General features: G+C 52.1%; 20 protein-coding genes and 5 pseudogenes. 15 read left to right on the forward strand and 10 right to left on the reverse strand.

What is annotated here, in order from left to right:
- The first annotated feature begins 152 nt into the window (after nt 1-152).
- The 8 genes from FHN83_RS27700 (at nt 153) to FHN83_RS27735 (ending at nt 4,077) form a co-directional block, all read left to right on the forward strand.
- Nucleotides 153-443, forward strand: a complete 291-nt coding sequence (locus FHN83_RS27700) for a nucleotidyltransferase family protein (protein ID WP_001247892.1) — start codon at nt 153-155, stop codon at nt 441-443.
- Nucleotides 440-841 (forward strand): DUF86 domain-containing protein, encoded by a 402-nt coding sequence (locus FHN83_RS27705; RefSeq protein ID WP_001293886.1) that lies wholly within the window; start codon nt 440-442, stop codon nt 839-841. Before FHN83_RS27700 ends, FHN83_RS27705 begins: the two co-directional genes overlap by 4 nt.
- Complete coding sequence (locus tag FHN83_RS27710) at nt 831-1,187, forward strand: cupin domain-containing protein (RefSeq protein ID WP_003465043.1); 357 nt, start codon at nt 831-833, stop codon at nt 1,185-1,187. Before FHN83_RS27705 ends, FHN83_RS27710 begins: the two co-directional genes overlap by 11 nt.
- A gap of 254 nt (nt 1,188-1,441) precedes the next feature.
- Entirely contained in the window at nt 1,442-1,768 is a 327-nt protein-coding gene (locus tag FHN83_RS27715) for a hypothetical protein (RefSeq protein ID WP_003100858.1), read from the forward strand.
- On the forward strand, nt 1,765-2,265 hold the full coding sequence (locus FHN83_RS27720) for a hypothetical protein (RefSeq protein ID WP_003100856.1): 501 nt from the start codon (nt 1,765-1,767) through the stop codon (nt 2,263-2,265). Before FHN83_RS27715 ends, FHN83_RS27720 begins: the two co-directional genes overlap by 4 nt.
- The gene (locus FHN83_RS27725) at nt 2,262-2,633 is read left to right on the forward strand and encodes a hypothetical protein (RefSeq protein WP_003100853.1); all 372 of its coding nucleotides are present in this window, start codon (nt 2,262-2,264) and stop codon (nt 2,631-2,633) included. Before FHN83_RS27720 ends, FHN83_RS27725 begins: the two co-directional genes overlap by 4 nt.
- Nucleotides 2,627-3,184, forward strand: coding sequence for a recombinase family protein (locus tag FHN83_RS27730; RefSeq protein ID WP_003100847.1), 558 nt, complete (start codon nt 2,627-2,629; stop codon nt 3,182-3,184). Before FHN83_RS27725 ends, FHN83_RS27730 begins: the two co-directional genes overlap by 7 nt.
- A gap of 188 nt (nt 3,185-3,372) precedes the next feature.
- A complete protein-coding gene (locus FHN83_RS27735) occupies nt 3,373-4,077 on the forward strand; it encodes an IS6-like element IS26 family transposase (protein WP_001067855.1) in 705 nt (234 codons plus the stop codon).
- 52 nt (nt 4,078-4,129) lie between these two features.
- Here FHN83_RS27735 and intI1 read toward each other — a convergent pair.
- Nucleotides 4,130-4,927: pseudogene (gene intI1, locus FHN83_RS27740) on the reverse strand (class 1 integron integrase IntI1); the annotation flags it as partial.
- A 152-nt stretch (nt 4,928-5,079) separates the two neighbouring features.
- Between intI1 and FHN83_RS27745 the strand changes: the two are divergent.
- The gene (locus FHN83_RS27745; RefSeq protein WP_015060105.1) at nt 5,080-5,820 is read left to right on the forward strand and encodes a subclass B1 metallo-beta-lactamase IMP-4; all 741 of its coding nucleotides are present in this window, start codon (nt 5,080-5,082) and stop codon (nt 5,818-5,820) included.
- Nucleotides 5,821-5,909: 89 nt separating this feature from the next.
- Here the strand turns inward: FHN83_RS27745 and ltrA are convergent, their stop codons facing one another.
- Nucleotides 5,910-7,259, reverse strand: a complete 1,350-nt coding sequence (gene ltrA, locus FHN83_RS27750) for a group II intron reverse transcriptase/maturase (protein WP_044067521.1) — start codon at nt 7,257-7,259, stop codon at nt 5,910-5,912.
- A 133-nt stretch (nt 7,260-7,392) separates the two neighbouring features.
- On the opposite strand from ltrA, the gene FHN83_RS27760 reads away from it, so the two are divergent.
- The 4 genes and pseudogenes from FHN83_RS27760 (at nt 7,393) to FHN83_RS27775 (ending at nt 10,394) form a co-directional block, all read left to right on the forward strand.
- Nucleotides 7,393-8,513 (forward strand): IS3 family transposase gene (locus FHN83_RS27760; RefSeq protein WP_097432954.1). Its coding sequence is split into 2 segments (ribosomal slippage): nt 7,393-7,651 and nt 7,651-8,513, totalling 1,122 coding nucleotides; the frame shifts between segments, so codons are not numbered across the junction.
- A 707-nt stretch (nt 8,514-9,220) separates the two neighbouring features.
- Nucleotides 9,221-9,379: pseudogene (gene mobC / locus FHN83_RS28790) on the forward strand (plasmid mobilization relaxosome protein MobC); the annotation flags it as partial.
- A 58-nt stretch (nt 9,380-9,437) separates the two neighbouring features.
- A pseudogene (locus FHN83_RS28795) lies at nt 9,438-9,512 on the forward strand (EAL domain-containing protein); the annotation flags it as partial.
- Between the two features lie 117 nt (nt 9,513-9,629).
- Nucleotides 9,630-10,394, forward strand: a complete 765-nt coding sequence (locus tag FHN83_RS27775) for an IS6-like element IS6100 family transposase (protein ID WP_001389365.1) — start codon at nt 9,630-9,632, stop codon at nt 10,392-10,394.
- A gap of 139 nt (nt 10,395-10,533) precedes the next feature.
- Here FHN83_RS27775 and FHN83_RS28365 read toward each other — a convergent pair.
- A pseudogene (locus tag FHN83_RS28365) lies at nt 10,534-10,599 on the reverse strand (EAL domain-containing protein); the annotation flags it as partial.
- Nucleotides 10,600-10,660: 61 nt separating this feature from the next.
- Here FHN83_RS28365 and FHN83_RS27790 point away from each other — a divergent pair.
- Complete coding sequence (locus FHN83_RS27790; protein WP_001749969.1) at nt 10,661-11,869, forward strand: type II site-specific deoxyribonuclease; 1,209 nt, start codon at nt 10,661-10,663, stop codon at nt 11,867-11,869.
- Between the two features lie 33 nt (nt 11,870-11,902).
- Here the strand turns inward: FHN83_RS27790 and FHN83_RS27795 are convergent, their stop codons facing one another.
- On the reverse strand, nt 11,903-13,336 hold the full coding sequence (locus tag FHN83_RS27795; RefSeq protein ID WP_001288432.1) for a DNA cytosine methyltransferase: 1,434 nt from the start codon (nt 13,334-13,336) through the stop codon (nt 11,903-11,905).
- A 98-nt stretch (nt 13,337-13,434) separates the two neighbouring features.
- On the opposite strand from FHN83_RS27795, the pseudogene FHN83_RS27800 reads away from it, so the two are divergent.
- Nucleotides 13,435-13,707, forward strand: a pseudogene (locus FHN83_RS27800) (IS1 family transposase); the annotation flags it as partial.
- Nucleotides 13,708-13,717: 10 nt separating this feature from the next.
- Here FHN83_RS27800 and FHN83_RS27805 read toward each other — a convergent pair.
- Genes FHN83_RS27805 through FHN83_RS27830 form a run of 6 tightly spaced genes read right to left on the reverse strand, consistent with a single transcriptional unit; the run spans nt 13,718 to nt 15,949 of the window.
- On the reverse strand, nt 13,718-13,924 hold the full coding sequence (locus FHN83_RS27805; protein ID WP_001749967.1) for a hypothetical protein: 207 nt from the start codon (nt 13,922-13,924) through the stop codon (nt 13,718-13,720).
- Nucleotides 13,925-13,928: 4 nt separating this feature from the next.
- Nucleotides 13,929-14,570: a restriction endonuclease gene (locus FHN83_RS27810; protein WP_001749966.1), complete on the reverse strand. Its 642-nt coding sequence runs from the start codon at nt 14,568-14,570 to the stop codon at nt 13,929-13,931.
- 55 nt (nt 14,571-14,625) lie between these two features.
- A complete protein-coding gene (locus FHN83_RS27815; protein ID WP_001452736.1) occupies nt 14,626-14,937 on the reverse strand; it encodes a hypothetical protein in 312 nt (103 codons plus the stop codon).
- 35 nt (nt 14,938-14,972) lie between these two features.
- Nucleotides 14,973-15,287, reverse strand: coding sequence for a TrbM/KikA/MpfK family conjugal transfer protein (locus FHN83_RS27820; protein WP_001749965.1), 315 nt, complete (start codon nt 15,285-15,287; stop codon nt 14,973-14,975).
- The gene (locus FHN83_RS27825) at nt 15,284-15,628 is read right to left on the reverse strand and encodes a hypothetical protein (protein ID WP_001749964.1); all 345 of its coding nucleotides are present in this window, start codon (nt 15,626-15,628) and stop codon (nt 15,284-15,286) included. Before FHN83_RS27825 ends, FHN83_RS27820 begins: the two co-directional genes overlap by 4 nt.
- 15 nt (nt 15,629-15,643) lie before the next feature.
- Nucleotides 15,644-15,949, reverse strand: a complete 306-nt coding sequence (locus FHN83_RS27830) for an H-NS family nucleoid-associated regulatory protein (RefSeq protein WP_000960954.1) — start codon at nt 15,947-15,949, stop codon at nt 15,644-15,646.
- Between the last annotated feature and the right edge of the window lie 62 nt (nt 15,950-16,011).

The raw sequence follows: 16,011 nt of genomic DNA on the forward strand, positions 1-16,011 counted from the left end.
TCCTTCTTCTTGAAAACGTAGGTTTGTGACAAGCCCGCCAAGGCAACCGGCGCGGCACGGGAATCAAGGCATTGCGATTCTCGAAAATAGTTCTTGAAATTCTATTCTTGATTGCATATCATCTCAACGAGTTTCGATAAGAAAGGATGCGCATGCGACCGTCTGTTGTGCTTGACATGAAGCGAAGCGCAGTGCGTGAAGCGGTAGGCCGCTTTCGCGCCGCGAACCCGCGCGTCTTCGGCTCGGTGCTGCATGGCACCGACCGGGATGGCAGCGACCTCGACCTGTTGGTCGATGCGCTGCCCGGTGCCACGTTGTTGGACTTGGGCGATTTGGAAGAAGAACTGAAATCGCTGCTCGGCGTTGACGTCGATCTGCTGACTCCCGGCGACCTGCCGCCGAAGTTCCGGGCCAAGGTGCTCGCGGAGGCGCAACCGATATGAGCGAGAACCGCCTGCCCGATTACCTCGACCACATTCAGCAGGCCGCAACCGATGCGCGCAGCTTCGTGGAAGGGATGGCCAAGGACGACTTCTTGGCCGACAAGCGCACCCAGCAGGCCGTCATCATGAGCCTGATCGTCATCGGCGAGGCGGCCACAAAGGTGATGGATGGCTACGTCGAGTTCACCCAGGCGCATGCCGACGTGCCGTGGCGCAGCATGCGCAATATGCGTAATCGCATGGCTCACGGCTATTTCGACATCAACCTCGATGTGGTGTGGGAGACGGTACAGGAATGGCTGCCGGCGTTGCTCCAGCAATTGCCCGCCGTGCGTCAGGATGCCGACGATGAAGACCGTAACGACAACTGTGAAAGAGGGATCTCCGATGACTGTTGAATCGAGAATATTTTCTGTAGCCGAGTATGTTCAGCCGTCCGAAGGCGAGCCTATTCGTTCCGTTGTGCTTGAAACCCGAGACTCAATTATCGTGGTTTGGCATGTCCATCCCGGGCAGGAAATTGCGGCTCACATTCATCCTCACGGCCAAGACACGTGGACTGTTTTGTCGGGAATGGCTGATTACTTTCAGGGCAATGGGATTGTTCGTGCCCTCAGGGAAGGTGAGATAGCCGTGGCAAGACCGGGCCAAGTGCACGGGGCGCGAAATACAGGTACCGAGCCATTTGTGTTCGTCTCGGTTGTGGCATCAGCCAATGCCGGTTTCGTATTGGCTGAGCGATAGAGCCCAATCTCTGGAGTTGGTCCAATGAGCGGTCGGGGAGATAGGTAACAGACATGCAGCGGACACGGCTGCTAAACCAGGTCGCAAACCTCCTTGCGTCGCAGCGTGCCGCAAGCGACGCGATCAATCGAATGGGGTCGGCATGAGACTGAACACCATCCAGTTCCCGACCGCGTAGCCGCCTGTCCTGCCGATCAGGTCTTGACCATCGACGCCTGGGATCAGTCCTGAATGTTCTTGGAGACCACTACGTTATGAGCCGCAGCCGCCGCAAAACACCCATCGTCGGGCACACGACCTGCGGCAGCGAGCGCGAGGACAAGAAGCTCTGGCATCAGCGCTGGCGCACCCGTGAGCGCACGGCGCTGACCAGCGCGTCGCCCGAAGCCCTGAGCGCCCATCTGCCCCTGCTGGAAAACCAGGCCAGCAGCGTCTGGTCGATGGGCAAGGATGGCCGCTCCTACTGGCCCGTCAAGCGCCAGGCCGCCACGGCGGATCGCATCGCCAATCACAAGGGACGCAACCCGCAAGAACGCGCCTCCCTGAAAAAGCGCCTGCTGCGCAAGTGGATGAGCAAATGAAGCTCTCCTTCCATCAGCACATTGCGCTGTTCTGGATGATCGGTGCTCCGGGCGTCTTCGCGCCCGTGATCGAGAACGCCAAGCGGCCCGATGCCGGCGCCGTCATGGCGTGGGGTGTCGCGATCGTGGCGGTGATGATCCTCTTCACCCCTTTGCTGCTGCGCTGTCCACCATTCCGGCGCTGGTATGGCCGGACGGATGCGCTGTCGGAGCGGCAGCGCCAGGCGCTTGCCGAGCGCGGCCTGCGCCGCTACTACCAGACCGCTTTCGATGACGGCTACGTGCCCCGCGTGATGCCCTACGTGTGGCGCATCATCTGGACGGTCGGCGGGTTGATGGCTGTGACCGCCGTACTGCCTACCAACACCGGACGGCCAGCCTTCGATGCCTTGGTGGTCTTCTCGACCTGGTATCCGATAGGCGTGATGCTGCTGGTTTTCGCGTCGAGGCCCCTTGGCCGGTTGATTCGCCAAAGAGCACAGGAGCGGCGGAAATGAGCACGTCAACCATCGAGGCGCTGGCCAGCGCCTGGGCAAGGATTGCCGAGGAAGCGGAATTCCCCGCTGACTACGAGGGGACTGCCACACCACAAGCGCATCGGGCTAGCGAAGCTATTCAGGAGCAGATTCGGGAGCGCATCGTCGCCACCAACGACATGCGGCTGTTCAGCCTGCTGCACCTGCTGGGTCAGGCGTCGCTGCGCATGGAGCAAGCGCTGTGGCCGGAGGATTACGAGCGGATGACGCGCGAGGTTGAGGAAGCCCTGCGGCAAGCCACCGACGCCAACGCCAGATCGTACACCCACGAAGAAGTGATGCAGGCGATGCAGGAACGCATCGACCGGGCGCGAGACAAGCCATGTTGATTGGCTATGCGCGCGTCTCGACGCAGGATCAGAACCTGGAGCTGCAACGCGAAGCCTTGAGCAAGGCCGGATGTAAAAAGGTCTTCGAGGACAAGGTGAGTGGCACGCGGGCAGACCGGCCTGGCTTGGCCAAGACGCTCGAAATGCTGCGCGAAGGCGATACTTTGGTCGTCTGGAAGCTCGACCGGCTGGGCCGGTCGGTCAAGCAACTGGTCGATCTGGTCGGCGATCTGCACAAGCACGGTGTCCAGTTCAGGAGCCTCACCGACTCCATCGACACCGGCACACCATCCGGGCGGTTCTTCTTCCACGTCATGGCGAGCCTTGCCGAAATGGAGCGCGAGCTGACCGTCGAGCGCACCCGCGCCGGGCTGGAAGTCGCCAAGCAGCTCGGCCGCAAAGGCGGCCGCAAGCCGAAGATGACCGACAGCAAGATCGAGTCGGCCAAGAAGCTGCTGGCCAGCGGGGTGCCGCCCAAGGACGTGGCCAAGAACCTCGGCGTGTCCATTCCGACGCTGTACCGCTGGGTGCCAGCCTCCACGCACGCTTAGCGTGCTTTATTTAATGAGATGGTCACTCCCTCCTTCCCGGTACTATGCTGAGGACAGGCTTTCATTCGGAGAACTATCATGGAAAACATTGCGCTCATTGGTATCGATCTGGGTAAAAACTCTTTGGCACTGTTGCAAATAGTCGGTGGTGATAAACTTATCATCCCCTTTTGCTGATGGAGCTGCACATGAACCCATTCAAAGGCCGGCATTTTCAGCGTGACATCATTCTGTGGGCCGTACGCTGGTACTGCAAATACGGCATCAGTTACCGTGAGCTGCAGGAGATGCTGGCTGAACGCGGAGTGAATGTCGATCACTCCACGATTTACCGCTGGGTTCAGCGTTATGCGCCTGAAATGGAAAAACGGCTGCGCTGGTACTGGCGTAACCCTTCCGATCTTTGCCCGTGGCACATGGATGAAACCTACGTGAAGGTCAATGGCCGCTGGGCGTATCTGTACCGGGCCGTCGACAGCCGGGGCCGCACTGTCGATTTTTATCTCTCCTCCCGTCGTAACAGCAAAGCTGCATACCGGTTTCTGGGTAAAATCCTCAACAACGTGAAGAAGTGGCAGATCCCGCGATTCATCAACACGGATAAAGCGCCCGCCTATGGTCGCGCGCTTGCTCTGCTCAAACGCGAAGGCCGGTGCCCGTCTGACGTTGAACACCGACAGATTAAGTACCGGAACAACGTGATTGAATGCGATCATGGCAAACTGAAACGGATAATCGGCGCCACGCTGGGATTTAAATCCATGAAGACGGCTTACGCCACCATCAAAGGTATTGAGGTGATGCGTGCACTACGCAAAGGCCAGGCCTCAGCATTTTATTATGGTGATCCCCTGGGCGAAATGCGCCTGGTAAGCAGAGTTTTTGAAATGTAAGGCCTTTGAATAAGACAAAAGGCTGCCTCATCGCTAACTTTGCAACAGTGCCTTCTACGGCACGTTTGAAGGCGCGCTGAAAGGTCTGGTCATACATGTGATGGCGACGCACGACACCGCTCCGTGGATCGGTCGAATGCGTGTGCTGCGCAAAAACCCAGAACCACGGCCAGGAATGCCCGGCGCGCGGATACTTCCGCTCAAGGGCGTCGGGAAGCGCAACGCCGCTGCGGCCCTCGGCCTGGTCCTTCAGCCACCATGCCCGTGCACGCGACAGCTGCTCGCGCAGGCTGGGTGCCAAGCTCTCGGGTAACATCAAGGCCCGATCCTTGGAGCCCTTGCCCTCCCGCACGATGATCGTGCCGTGATCGAAATCCAGATCCTTGACCCGCAGTTGCAAACCCTCACTGATCCGCATGCCCGTTCCATACAGAAGCTGGGCGAACAAACGATGCTCGCCTTCCAGAAAACCGAGGATGCGAACCACTTCATCCGGGGTCAGCACCACCGGCAAGCGCCGCGACGGCCGAGGTCTTCCGATCTCCTGAAGCCAGGGCAGATCCGTGCACAGCACCTTGCCGTAGAAGAACAGCAAGGCCGCCAATGCCTGACGATGCGTGGAGACCGAAACCTTGCGCTCGTTCGCCAGCCAGGACAGAAATGCCTCGACTTCGCTGCTGCCCAAGGTTGCCGGGTGACGCACACCGTGGAAACGGATGAAGGCACGAACCCAGTGGACATAAGCCTGTTCGGTTGGTAAGCTGTAATGCAAGTAGCGTATGCGCTCACGCAACTGGTCCAGAACCTTGACCGAACGCAGCGGTGGTAACGGCGCAGTGGCGGTTTTCATGGCTTGTTATGACTGTTTTTTTGTACAGTCTATGCCTCGGGCATCCAAGCAGCAAGCGCGTTACGCCGTGGGTCGATGTTTGATGTTATGGAGCAGCAACGATGTTACGCAGCAGGGCAGTCGCCCTAAAACAAAGTTAGAAAAGGGAAAGTATGAGCAAGTTATCTGTATTCTTTATATTTTTGTTTTGTAGCATTGCTACCGCAGCAGAGCCTTTGCCAGATTTAAAAATTGAAAAACTTGATGAAGGCGTTTATGTTCATACTTCGTTTGAAGAAGTTAACGGGTGGGGCGTTGTTCCTAAACATGGTTTGGTTGTTCTTGTAGATGCTGAAGCTTATCTAATTGACACTCCATTTACGGCTAAAGATACTGAAAAGTTAGTCACTTGGTTTGTGGAACGTGGCTATAAAATAAAAGGCAGTATTTCCTCTCATTTTCATAGTGACAGCACGGGCGGAATAGAGTGGCTTAATTCTCAATCCATCCCCACGTATGCGTCTGAATTAACTAATGAGCTGCTTAAAAAAGACGGTAAGGTTCAAGCTAAAAATTCATTTGGCGGGGTTAACTATTGGCTAGTTAAAAATAAAATTGAAGTTTTTTATCCAGGCCCAGGACACACTCCAGATAACCTAGTAGTTTGGCTGCCTGAAAGGAAAATATTATTCGGTGGTTGTTTTATTAAACCGTACGGTCTAGGTAATTTGGGTGACGCAAATTTAGAAGCTTGGCCAAAGTCCGCTAAATTATTAATATCCAAATATGGTAAGGCAAAACTGGTTGTTCCAAGTCACAGTGAAGCTGGAGACGCATCACTCTTGAAACTTACATTAGAGCAGGCGGTTAAAGGGTTAAACGAAAGTAAAAAACCATCAAAACTAAGCAACTAAATTTCTAATCGGGTAGCCGGAGGTATCTAGCCTCCAGCCCCCACACCACCCTGCATGCGGCTCCGCACAGGGCGGTTCATTTAGAACTCCTAACCTGTTATTTGGCTAGGATAATGAACTGCAATCCATCCATCTCTTAGTGAATACAATCCAGCTTTCTCTAGGTACTCGTTACTCAGCGCTTGCTGTATGCCTGGCGTTTTCGAACTACGCCAAGGGCCTTTACTTGTGAGTCCACAAGCAACGGCAGCTTGGATCCTGACACCTCGTTTAAGTAGGTTCTGCACCTTAGTCCGTGGTTTTCGCCACTGACGCCAGTAGCACATACGCACTCGGCGACGGATCCAGTGGTCTAAATCGACGCAACCTTGATAAGCGTTGGCTATGCCAAAGTAATTGATCCAACCTTGCATATATTGCCGCAGTTTAAACAGTTGATAGCTCATGCTGACTCCCCAATTGCGGTTCGTCAGTCGTCGTATCTTTTGTTTGAAAACGTGCAACGTGTTGGCATGCCATTGGATCTTTCCTCGGTTAAAGGTGAAGCCAAGGAACTTGCTTTGACCTACCTTAACTACTTGGCTTTTATGCTCGTTAACGATCAGTTTTAGCTTCGTACCAAGATAATGAGTAATACTCTTGAGAACACGTTCTCCCGCCCGTTGAGACTTCACCAAGATGATAAAGTCATCAGCGTAGCGGGCGAAGTGATGTCCTCGGCTTTCCAATTCTTTATCCAAACTATCCAGCATGATGTTTGATAATAAGGGTGAGAGTGGGCCGCCCTGAGGTACACCTTCGAAGCTTGCTTCAAATTGGTCGTTGACCATGACGCCCGCTCGCAGGTATTTGCCAATAAGCGCTAGCAGACGCTTATCCTGCACCTTACTCCTTAACTGAGTCATCAACAGATCGTGGTTGACGCGGTCAAAGAACTTGGACAGATCAACATCAACGGCAAATTTGCGCTTCTGTTTGATGATATTCCTGACTTGTAGTACCGCCTGCTGGGCGTTTCTGTTCGGCCTAAAGCCGAAGCTATTGACTGAAAAGTAGGGGTCAAACAACGGCGTGAGTATCTGAGCGATTGCTTGTTGTATCACACGATCAATCACGGTGGGGATCCCCAATTTGCGTTTACCGCCATCGGGTTTATCGATCTCCACGCGCCTGACCGCTGAGGGTTGATATTCTCCTCGCTCAAGCTGAGATTTACACTGTTGCCAGCCGCCTTGTTGCATCCAGCGCGGGAAGGCTTCGATGGTCATGCCATCGATACCCGACGCGCCTTTATTGGCTTTCACTTGTCGCCAAGCTCGGTGTAGATTCTCAGGTTCGAGTAGTTGCGGAAATAGATTGCTGCTGAAGGCTGGTTGCGGGCTAATACGCTGTTGATAGTAATCGTCTGACGACGTAGTGAGTACCGACAAGTTTGGCAAGACTCCTCCTTCTTCTAAATGTTCAGGCCTTCACCATATCCCATCCATTACGATAGGCGTTGTGACCTGCTCCCCGTTGATTAATACACCCCGATGTTAGTAATGTCTTCATAAGCCACATGAGGACATCCCCATGAAGAAGCGTTTTTCCGACGAACAGATCATCAGTATTCTCCGCGAAGCGGAAGCCGGAGTTTCTGCCCGCGAGCTCTGCCGTAAGCACGCCATTTCAGATGCCACCTTTTACACCTGGCGCAAGAAGTATGGCGGTATGGAGGTGCCCGAGGTTAAGCGGCTTAAATCTCTTGAAGAGGAGAACGCCCGCCTCAAGAAGCTACTTGCCGAAGCCATGCTGGATAAGGAGGCACTTCAGGTGGCTCTGGGGCGAAAGTACTGACGACAGGCCAGAAGCGGGAAGCCGTTGAGTTTATGTGTGATGCGACCGGTCTGTCGCAACGTCGTGCCTGCAGGCTTACAGGTTTGTCTCTGTCGACCTGCCGCTATGAGGCTCAGCGTCCGGCAGCTGATGCGCTTTTATCAGGGCGCATCACTGAGCTGGCACTGGAGCGCAGGCGTTTTGGCTACCGCCGCATCTGGCAGCTGCTGCGTCGGGAGGGCCTTCGCGTCAATCACAAGCGGGTATACCGTATTTACCACCTTAATGGACTGAGCGTAAAACGCAGACGACGCCGTAAAGGGCTGGCAACCGAACGGTTTCCGCTTCTGCGCCCGGATGCGCCGAACCTGACATGGTCGATGGATTTCGTTATGGACGCACTGGCCAACGGCCGGAGGATCAAGTGCCTGACCTGTGTGGATGATTTCACGAAGGAGTGTCTGACGATCACCACTGCTTTCGGTATTTCAGGCGTTCAGGTCACGCGTATTCTGGACAGCATCGCGCTGTTTAGGGGCTATCCGGCGACAATAAGAACCGATCAAGGCCCGGAATTTACCTGCCGCGCGCTCGATCAATGGGCCTTTGAGCATGGTGTGGAACTACGTCTTGTCCAGCCAGGTAAGCCAACGCAGAACGGATTTATTGAGAGTTTTAACGGACGCTTTCGCGATGAGTGTCTGAATGAACACTGGTTCAGCGATATTCTTCATGCCCGGAAAACGATTAATGACTGGCGGCAGGACTATAACGAGTGCCGTCCCCATTCATCGCTGGATTACCAGACACCAGCTGAATTCGCAACGGACTGGCGAAACAGGAAATATGAAGAAAAACCAACCGACATTACTAACTGAAGGTTGTATCTAATCCTGGGGGCAGGTCAGTTGGGCTACTATGCCGTCTGCTGACTTCTGCTTAATCACATGCCGAGTTGCCCCGTCATGCGCTATCGGTTTTCATCTAATTCGCTCTTTCCAGTTGATGAAATTGAAAAGCCAAGACACTTGTAGACCAGAGCCTTACTGGTTAATGACCGATCGCATGCTAAGCAGATCTCCCCAGATAAGGACATGAACTTTCTTTGCACTGCTGCATCATTTACGGTGGCCGTTAGATCACGTGGTTTCGTCGTCTTGTGCCAACTCACCTTCAGCCTACGCCTCATATGATGTTCTTGTTCATCAGCTCGCAAATTTGCTAGCGGCTTCCTTCAGACCGCCCCTCACGGGTAAGCCCTTGCCATTCGCTAGTAGTTAACGTTTAATAACAGCATGTTATCGAACGGTGACCTTCCTACAGAGGACTTTCACCTCATTAGTTCATGCCCATGCTGGGCGTACACAAAGCTATGCAATCGACGGCAAAAAGCTTCGTTCGCTTCGCGCACTACGCCTTTTCCGCGATTGATAGCGACGTTATGTGAATATTGAAATGAGCATTCCAAAGAAAGGAAGTAGAAAAATTATCGTGGGCGAAAATGAGTTTTTGTGGCTCATTAGGTCAAAACTCACATATTCGCAGGACTGTTTAGGTACAGAAATGACTGCGGTCGTTGAACCGGATGCCGGTCCTCACTGATGAAGAAGTGAACACCGTACGGGAATCGTGCCGGCAGCTTGGAGCTATCGGCCGGAACCTCAACCAGGTGGCCAGGGCCTTGAACATCGAGTTCAGGGAAAGTGACAAGCTCAAGCAAGAGGCCATCGAAAAACTGGCCGAACGGATCGACCAGCATTTGGACCATGTGTCTGAGCTGTTCGATAAGACCTGGAGCCGGTGGCACGATTGTCATTTTCAGAAGACGACTGCACCAGTTGATTGGGCGTAATGGCTGTTGTGCAGCCAGCTCCTGACAGTTCAATATCAGAAGTGATCTGCACCAATCTCGACTATGCTCAATACTCGTGTGGGCTCTGTTGCAAAAATCGTGAAGCTTGAGCATGCTTGGCGGAGATTGGACGGACGGAACGATGACGGATTTCAAGTGGCGCCATTTCCAGGGTGATGTGATCCTGTGGGCGGTGCGCTGGTATTGTCGCTATCCGATCAGCTATCGCGACCTTGAGGAAATGCTGGCGGAACGCGGCATTTCGGTCGACCATACGACGATCTATCGCTGGGTCCAGTGCTACGCCCCGGAGATGGAGAAGCGGCTGCGCTGGTTCTGGCGGCGTGGCTTTGATCCGAGCTGGCGCCTGGATGAAACCTACGTCAAGGTGCGGGGCAAGTGGACCTACCTGTACCGGGCAGTCGACAAGCGGGGCGACACGATCGATTTCTACCTGTCGCCGACCCGCAGCGCCAAGGCAGCGAAGCGGTTCCTGGGCAAGGCCCTGCGAGGCCTGAAGCACTGGGAAAAGCCTGCCACGCTCAATACCGACAAAGCGCCGAGCTATGGTGCAGCGATCACCGAATTGAAGCGCGAAGGAAAGCTGGACCGGGAGACGGCCCACCGGCAGGTGAAGTATCTCAATAACGTGATCGAGGCCGATCACGGAAAGCTCAAGATACTGATCAAGCCGGTGCGCGGTTTCAAATCGATCCCCACGGCCTATGCCACGATCAAGGGATTCGAAGTCATGCGAGCCCTGCGCAAAGGACAGGCTCGCCCCTGGTGCCTGCAGCCCGGCATCAGGGGCGAGGTGCGCCTTGTGGAGAGAGCTTTTGGCATTGGGCCCTCGGCGCTGACGGAGGCCATGGGCATGCTCAACCACCATTTCGCAGCAGCCGCCTGATCGGCGCAGAGCGACAGCCTACCTCTGACTGCCGCCAATCTTTGCAACAGAGCCTCCGTCGCCATGCTCACCTCGCTTTGGTGCACACGAGTATTGAGCATAGTCGAGATTGGTGCAGATCACTTCTGATATTGAACTGTCAGGAGCTGGCTGCACAACAGCCATTACGCCCAATCAACTGGTGCAGTCGTCTTCTGAAAATGACACTGTTTGTATATAATCATGAAAAAATGGTGAGTAGAGTTTCAGGGTAACAGGGGATGCTTATGTCGGTTTTCCACAACTGGCTACTTGAGATCGCATGTGAGAATTACTTCGTCTACATCAAACGCCTTTCCGCCAACGATACCGGCGCAACAGGTGGTCACCAGGTAGGGCTTTATATCCCTTCAGGTATCGTTGAAAAACTCTTTCCGTCTATCAACCATACCCGTGAACTGAACCCTTCGGTTTTTCTCACCGCACATGTGTCATCGCATGATTGCCCTGACAGCGAAGCCAGGGCAATTTATTATAACAGCCGTCATTTTGGTAAAACCCGGAATGAAAAAAGGATTACCCGCTGGGGTAGAGGCAGCCCACTTCAGGATCCTGAAAATACAGGGGCTCTGACGCTCCTGGCTTTCAAGCTTGATGAGCAAGGGGGGGACTGTAAGGAAGTAAATATTTGGGTATGCGCCAGCACTGATGAAGAGGACGTCATTGAGACCGCTATTGGTGAAGTTATACCCGGAGCGCTTATATCCGGCCCCGCAGGACAGATTCTAGGCGGACTATCTCTACAGCAAGCGCCAGTAAATCATAAATATATTCTACCTGAAGACTGGCACCTGCGCTTTCCGTCGGGAAGTGAAATTATTCAGTATGCAGCCAGCCATTATGTGAAAAATTCCCTTGATCCGGATGAGCAACTTCTTGACCGCCGGCGCGTGGAGTACGACATATTTCTATTGGTTGAGGAACTGCATGTTCTGGATATCATCCGGAAAGGATTTGGCTCTGTGGATGAATTTATTGCGCTGGCCAATTCTGTCAGCAATCGCCGTAAATCCAGAGCCGGGAAGTCGCTGGAACTGCACCTGGAGCATCTATTCATTGAGCACGGCCTGCGACACTTTGCGACGCAGGCCATCACAGAAGGTAATAAAAAACCCGATTTCCTTTTCCCTTCCGCAGGGGCTTACCACGATACTGAGTTTCCCGTAGAAAATCTGCGCATGCTGGCAGTCAAGACTACCTGTAAGGATCGCTGGCGTCAGATACTGAATGAGGCCGATAAAATTCATCAGGTGCATCTGTTTACACTCCAGGAGGGAGTTTCTCTGGCTCAATATCGGGAGATGCGGGAGTCGGGTGTCAGATTGGTCGTGCCATCATCTCTGCACAAAAAATACCCGGAGGCGGTGAGAGCTGAGCTAATGACGCTAGGTGCGTTTATTGCTGAGCTGACAGGGCTTTACGCAGATATTCCATAGATTATCTCCCGGCATAAATACCGGGAGGAGCGATCAGATTCGTTCAACCTTGCACGAATCGGCATTAACCGCTTTCAGGATATAAGGTTCAAGCAGTTTGGCTACGGCTTCAAACACGGGCACCACTACGGAGTTACCGAACTGCCTGTACGACTGAGTGTCTGACACAGGAATGCGAAAAGGCCTGCCATCTACTTTTTCAAAACCCATAAGGCGCGCGCACTCTCGCGGAGTCAGCCTGCGGGGCCGATGCGCCTGATTTTCTTCGTTCGCGAAGTCTGTTTCACCTGTGGCCATATCCCAGCCACGGTCTATCAGAATTTCAGACCCGTCTTTGTGATAGCGAGCAGAAAGCGTACGGGCAATGCTTTCTTTATTTTCAGGATTAACGAGGCCAAAACCGAATCCGTTACCCTTAGCTGCGTGCTTTTTGGCGTAGTTATAGAGATACTCCCAGAGTTTCGGCGTCAGTATATATTTGCTGTCAACCACGGGTTCCAGCAGTTCGCCAAATGACGGACGCTGTTCCGGATAAAAACGACTAATATCGCGCAGGGTAAAGCCCTGGTGAATGTTCAGATCACGGCGGAAACCGACCAAAACGATACGTTCTCGGTGCTGAGGTAAAAAGTGCTTTCCGTCGATAACTTTAGGATCGTTTTTGCCCATCTCAGCTGCATCCGCAACTTCATAGCCCAGTTCGTCGAGGGTATCCATGATGACTTTAAAGGTTTTACCCTTGTCATGGCTCTTCAGGTTTTTAACGTTTTCAAGAACAAAGATGGCAGGTTTTTTTGCGCGGATAATACGCGCCACATCGAAGAAAAGCGTTCCCTGAGCCTCACATTCGAAACCATGCGCGCGCCCGAGCGAGTTTTTCTTGCTTACGCCCGCAAGGCTAAACGGTTGACAGGGGAAACCTGCTAGAAGTACATCATGATCCGGCACATGCTCATTAATGTAAGCATAGGCATCGTTTTCAGGTACTTCAGGTTTATCACTGAGCGTGACTTCACGAATATCGAGATTGAAAGTGTGTTCCTGAGCATCGTTAAACCAGTTAGCTTTATATGTGCGCACAGCCTCTTTATTCCATTCACTGGTAAAAACGCACTGGCCACCGATGGTTTCGAAGCCCTTCCGTATACCTCCAATCCCAGCAAACAGGTCAATAAACCGGAAGGCATAGTCAGGGTGATGTGCAGGCGCTTCCGGAAGCATTTTTCGTAGAAGTTCCTCTTCGGCTAACGTCAGCGTCTTAGGTGAGCACTTACCATTAATCCAGCGATTAAGAGTCTCGCGACTCCACTCATTTTTACCAACTTTTCTAAGCAGTTCAGCCACGTACTTCTGGTCATAGATTTCCAGCACCTGCCCGAGCAGCTTTTTATCATTTTCCTGTCGCAGTTGTTCTTCCGCTTCTGCTTTCTCAAGCAGATCCTGCGCCAGTAATTCAAATTCAGACATATTGCCTCCATTGGGTCTTATGGGTGAAACTGTATCACTCATTTGACCCAGATTGAATGTTTTTATCTGGATATTTAAACAGGTTTATTGTTAGGTAACGCACGTTGGCCACGCTGGAGCGTCTTCTGGGCCTGCTGTCGGCCTTTGAGGTCGTGGTATGGATGACGGATGGCTGGCCGCTGTATGAACCCCGCCTGAAGGGAAAGCTGCACGTTATCAGCAAGCGTTACACTCAGCGCATTGAGCGACATAACCTGAATCTGAGACAACATCTGGCAAGGCTGGGACGGAAGTCACTGTCGTTCTCAAAATCGGTGGAGCTGCATGACAAGGTCATCGGGCATTATCTGAACATAAAACACTATCAGTAAGTTGGAGTCATTACCGGTTCTCTTTGTCTTTTAGTGATTCTATAAACCTCATTACGTCTGAATATAAAAATCTATTATTTGATTTATGTGGCTCATGAGGTTGTGGGATGGTCTTGTTTTTGAATGTGCCAGTTTTCTTAATGGCAAAGATTAACTCACCTTCTGTTATTCCTAACATTTCAGCAAATGTTTTTGCTTCTATAGTTACTGACTTCATTTAATTAACTCTCATGGTATCGATTTTCTTTACCGGCATCTTTAACAATGGTGCTCGTTTCTAGTGTTGCTGCGGTACGCTTCATCATCGTCTGCGGGGCGGTTGCGATAGTGAAGGAGCTGCCGGGCGTGAGCAAATCTATCAGGCGCTGGCCGCTGATAATCTCCATCCGTTCACTGGCAATACTGACAGATTTTGAACCTGCGCCGGTTTTCCCGGTATGGCAAAACAGACCGCGACAGTTATGACGTTTAAGCAACTTCTCGAACTCCTGTACGTGCTGTAAAGCAATATGGCCGCGATAGCGTTTAGCCTGAATAAGATAGCGATATTTTCCTATTATTACCTGGCCGTCAATGCCTCCATCGCCGGTATAGCGTTTGTTTCTGATGGTTCTGAAGCCATGCGCTTCAAATCCTTCCAGCAACAGTTCTTCAAACACAAAAGGATCAATTTTCCTCAGGTAGTTAATTTTTTGTGGGAAGCCCGGCAACGTCTTTATGCGCTCCAGCACCCGCCGCGCACTTTGCTGCTTCCTTTTGTGTCGCCTGTGCCGTACTGAACGCCGGAAGAATACAACGGCAAGCAGTGCGATGGCGCTGCAAGCCCATAGAATAAGGTTTTCTGTAGTGGGGAAGGGGATCATGGTCATAGTGGGCTTTCTGAGGGTAAAGAAAAGGGCGGTTAAACCGCCCTGGTGTTTAGCGACGGCTGTATACCTGCCACGAAGCGCTGCCTGACTGATTCTGGCAAATCCGCCCGTAAAGTACGGTGCCGGTCGAGTAGCGGGCGCCATTCAGATAGCAATAGCCGCTGGATTGCAGCAGTTCGTTGCGCAGCTTTTCTTCCTGCTTTGATAGCCGGGACTCCGCAGACTGCAAACGAACGGATAATTCGTTAATCTGGCGTTGCTGGTTATTCAGCTGGCTCTGCATCGCATTACCTTTATCCTGGCTGACGCAACCAGTTAAGAGAGCTGTACAGGCTAATGCACTTAATATTATTTTTTTCACGTTGGCTCCTTAAATTGAGATTATTCCTAGTTCGCCTATAAGCGAACTTTCCCGTATTTACTTATGATCTGGCTTATCATCGACTGGTTACTTCCACCTTCGCCATTATCCGGGCATTCATTAAGAAAAGCCTTCCTGGCATCCTTCGTGTGGTTGGGTAAAAAGCCGTGCTTGTTCTTTTTAACGATATTGAAGAAAGCAGCTTCAGCACTGTTACACTCGCTTCCGCCGCTATCGCCGGTGAGCTTGCCCGCCATGCACATAATAACTTTGCAGGGATCTTCAGCATGGCTGGCAGGAATATAAAGCAGACTACCAGCTGCTATCAGAGGTATTAAGAGTTTCTTCATTGTTTTGTCCTTAACAGTTTGTTCAGATATACACTCGCCAGAATGTTGATAACGGTAAGCAATATTAATAATAACGCTGCGTTATAAATAGATTTGTAACCTATATCGCCTGCAATATATTCGACAACAAAAACGAAAATCGTTAAAATTGTGTAAAACTTGATTAACTTTCCTGTAATTTTCTTAACAATATAAGCAACTGAATAAGAGCCGGATTTGATGATGCTGGCGAGTAACCTGATCGCATGGACACGAAATTTTCTAAAAATGGGCGGAATGGAAGATGCCTTTTTCTTCCTTCTGCTTTTTTGCCTTTCCGCAAAATCAATAAGTTCGCCCATTTTTATACCCTCCGGTTATATCTTCAGATCATCAAGTGATAAACCACTATCAAGCAGCTCTTTGAGCCATGTGGGTCGGCGGCCAGTCCCGGACCAGGTATTTTCTGCGTTCCTGGGGTCGCGGTATTTTGCTGGTCTATGTTCTCTGGGGTTGGCTACGCCCTGCATCTTCATGGCTTCCAGGCTAATGCCAGCGTCCAATTTTGCAGTTAGCCAGGCCGGGCGCTTCCCTATACCAGTCCACGTATTAAAAGGGTTATCCGGGTCACGATACACGGGTTCGCCTTTTGGTCGTTTTTCTGATTTCAGGGGAACCAGCATCACCTTCCTTCCTTCAGCGGTTTTCTTTTCGTTTCTTCTTGACACGATCTCATTAGCCCTTA

Source organism: Leclercia adecarboxylata (assembly GCF_006171285.1).
GTDB classification, from domain to species: Bacteria; Pseudomonadota; Gammaproteobacteria; order Enterobacterales; family Enterobacteriaceae; genus Enterobacter; species Enterobacter barmai.

What these genes read in the sequence shown, in the direction of transcription:
- FHN83_RS27700 (WP_001247892.1), top strand. Translation starts at nt 153, where the DNA reads ATGCGACCGTCTGTTGTGCTTGACATGAAGCGAAGCGCAGTGCGTGAA.
- FHN83_RS27810 (WP_001749966.1), bottom strand. Translation starts at nt 14,570, where the DNA reads ATGATCCCCTTCCCCACTACAGAAAACCTTATTCTATGGGCTTGCAGC.
- FHN83_RS27730 (WP_003100847.1), top strand. Translation starts at nt 2,627, where the DNA reads ATGTTGATTGGCTATGCGCGCGTCTCGACGCAGGATCAGAACCTGGAG.
- FHN83_RS27825 (WP_001749964.1), bottom strand. Translation starts at nt 15,628, where the DNA reads ATGGGCGAACTTATTGATTTTGCGGAAAGGCAAAAAAGCAGAAGGAAG.
- FHN83_RS27710 (WP_003465043.1), top strand. Translation starts at nt 831, where the DNA reads ATGACTGTTGAATCGAGAATATTTTCTGTAGCCGAGTATGTTCAGCCG.
- FHN83_RS27725 (WP_003100853.1), top strand. Translation starts at nt 2,262, where the DNA reads ATGAGCACGTCAACCATCGAGGCGCTGGCCAGCGCCTGGGCAAGGATT.
- FHN83_RS27805 (WP_001749967.1), bottom strand. Translation starts at nt 13,924, where the DNA reads ATGAAGTCAGTAACTATAGAAGCAAAAACATTTGCTGAAATGTTAGGA.
- FHN83_RS27705 (WP_001293886.1), top strand. Translation starts at nt 440, where the DNA reads ATGAGCGAGAACCGCCTGCCCGATTACCTCGACCACATTCAGCAGGCC.
- FHN83_RS27775 (WP_001389365.1), top strand. Translation starts at nt 9,630, where the DNA reads ATGACGGATTTCAAGTGGCGCCATTTCCAGGGTGATGTGATCCTGTGG.
- FHN83_RS27830 (WP_000960954.1), bottom strand. Translation starts at nt 15,949, where the DNA reads ATGCTGGTTCCCCTGAAATCAGAAAAACGACCAAAAGGCGAACCCGTG.
- FHN83_RS27720 (WP_003100856.1), top strand. Translation starts at nt 1,765, where the DNA reads ATGAAGCTCTCCTTCCATCAGCACATTGCGCTGTTCTGGATGATCGGT.
- FHN83_RS27795 (WP_001288432.1), bottom strand. Translation starts at nt 13,336, where the DNA reads ATGTCTGAATTTGAATTACTGGCGCAGGATCTGCTTGAGAAAGCAGAA.
- FHN83_RS27745 (WP_015060105.1), top strand. Translation starts at nt 5,080, where the DNA reads ATGAGCAAGTTATCTGTATTCTTTATATTTTTGTTTTGTAGCATTGCT.
- FHN83_RS27715 (WP_003100858.1), top strand. Translation starts at nt 1,442, where the DNA reads ATGAGCCGCAGCCGCCGCAAAACACCCATCGTCGGGCACACGACCTGC.
- FHN83_RS27790 (WP_001749969.1), top strand. Translation starts at nt 10,661, where the DNA reads ATGTCGGTTTTCCACAACTGGCTACTTGAGATCGCATGTGAGAATTAC.
- FHN83_RS27820 (WP_001749965.1), bottom strand. Translation starts at nt 15,287, where the DNA reads ATGAAGAAACTCTTAATACCTCTGATAGCAGCTGGTAGTCTGCTTTAT.
- FHN83_RS27735 (WP_001067855.1), top strand. Translation starts at nt 3,373, where the DNA reads ATGAACCCATTCAAAGGCCGGCATTTTCAGCGTGACATCATTCTGTGG.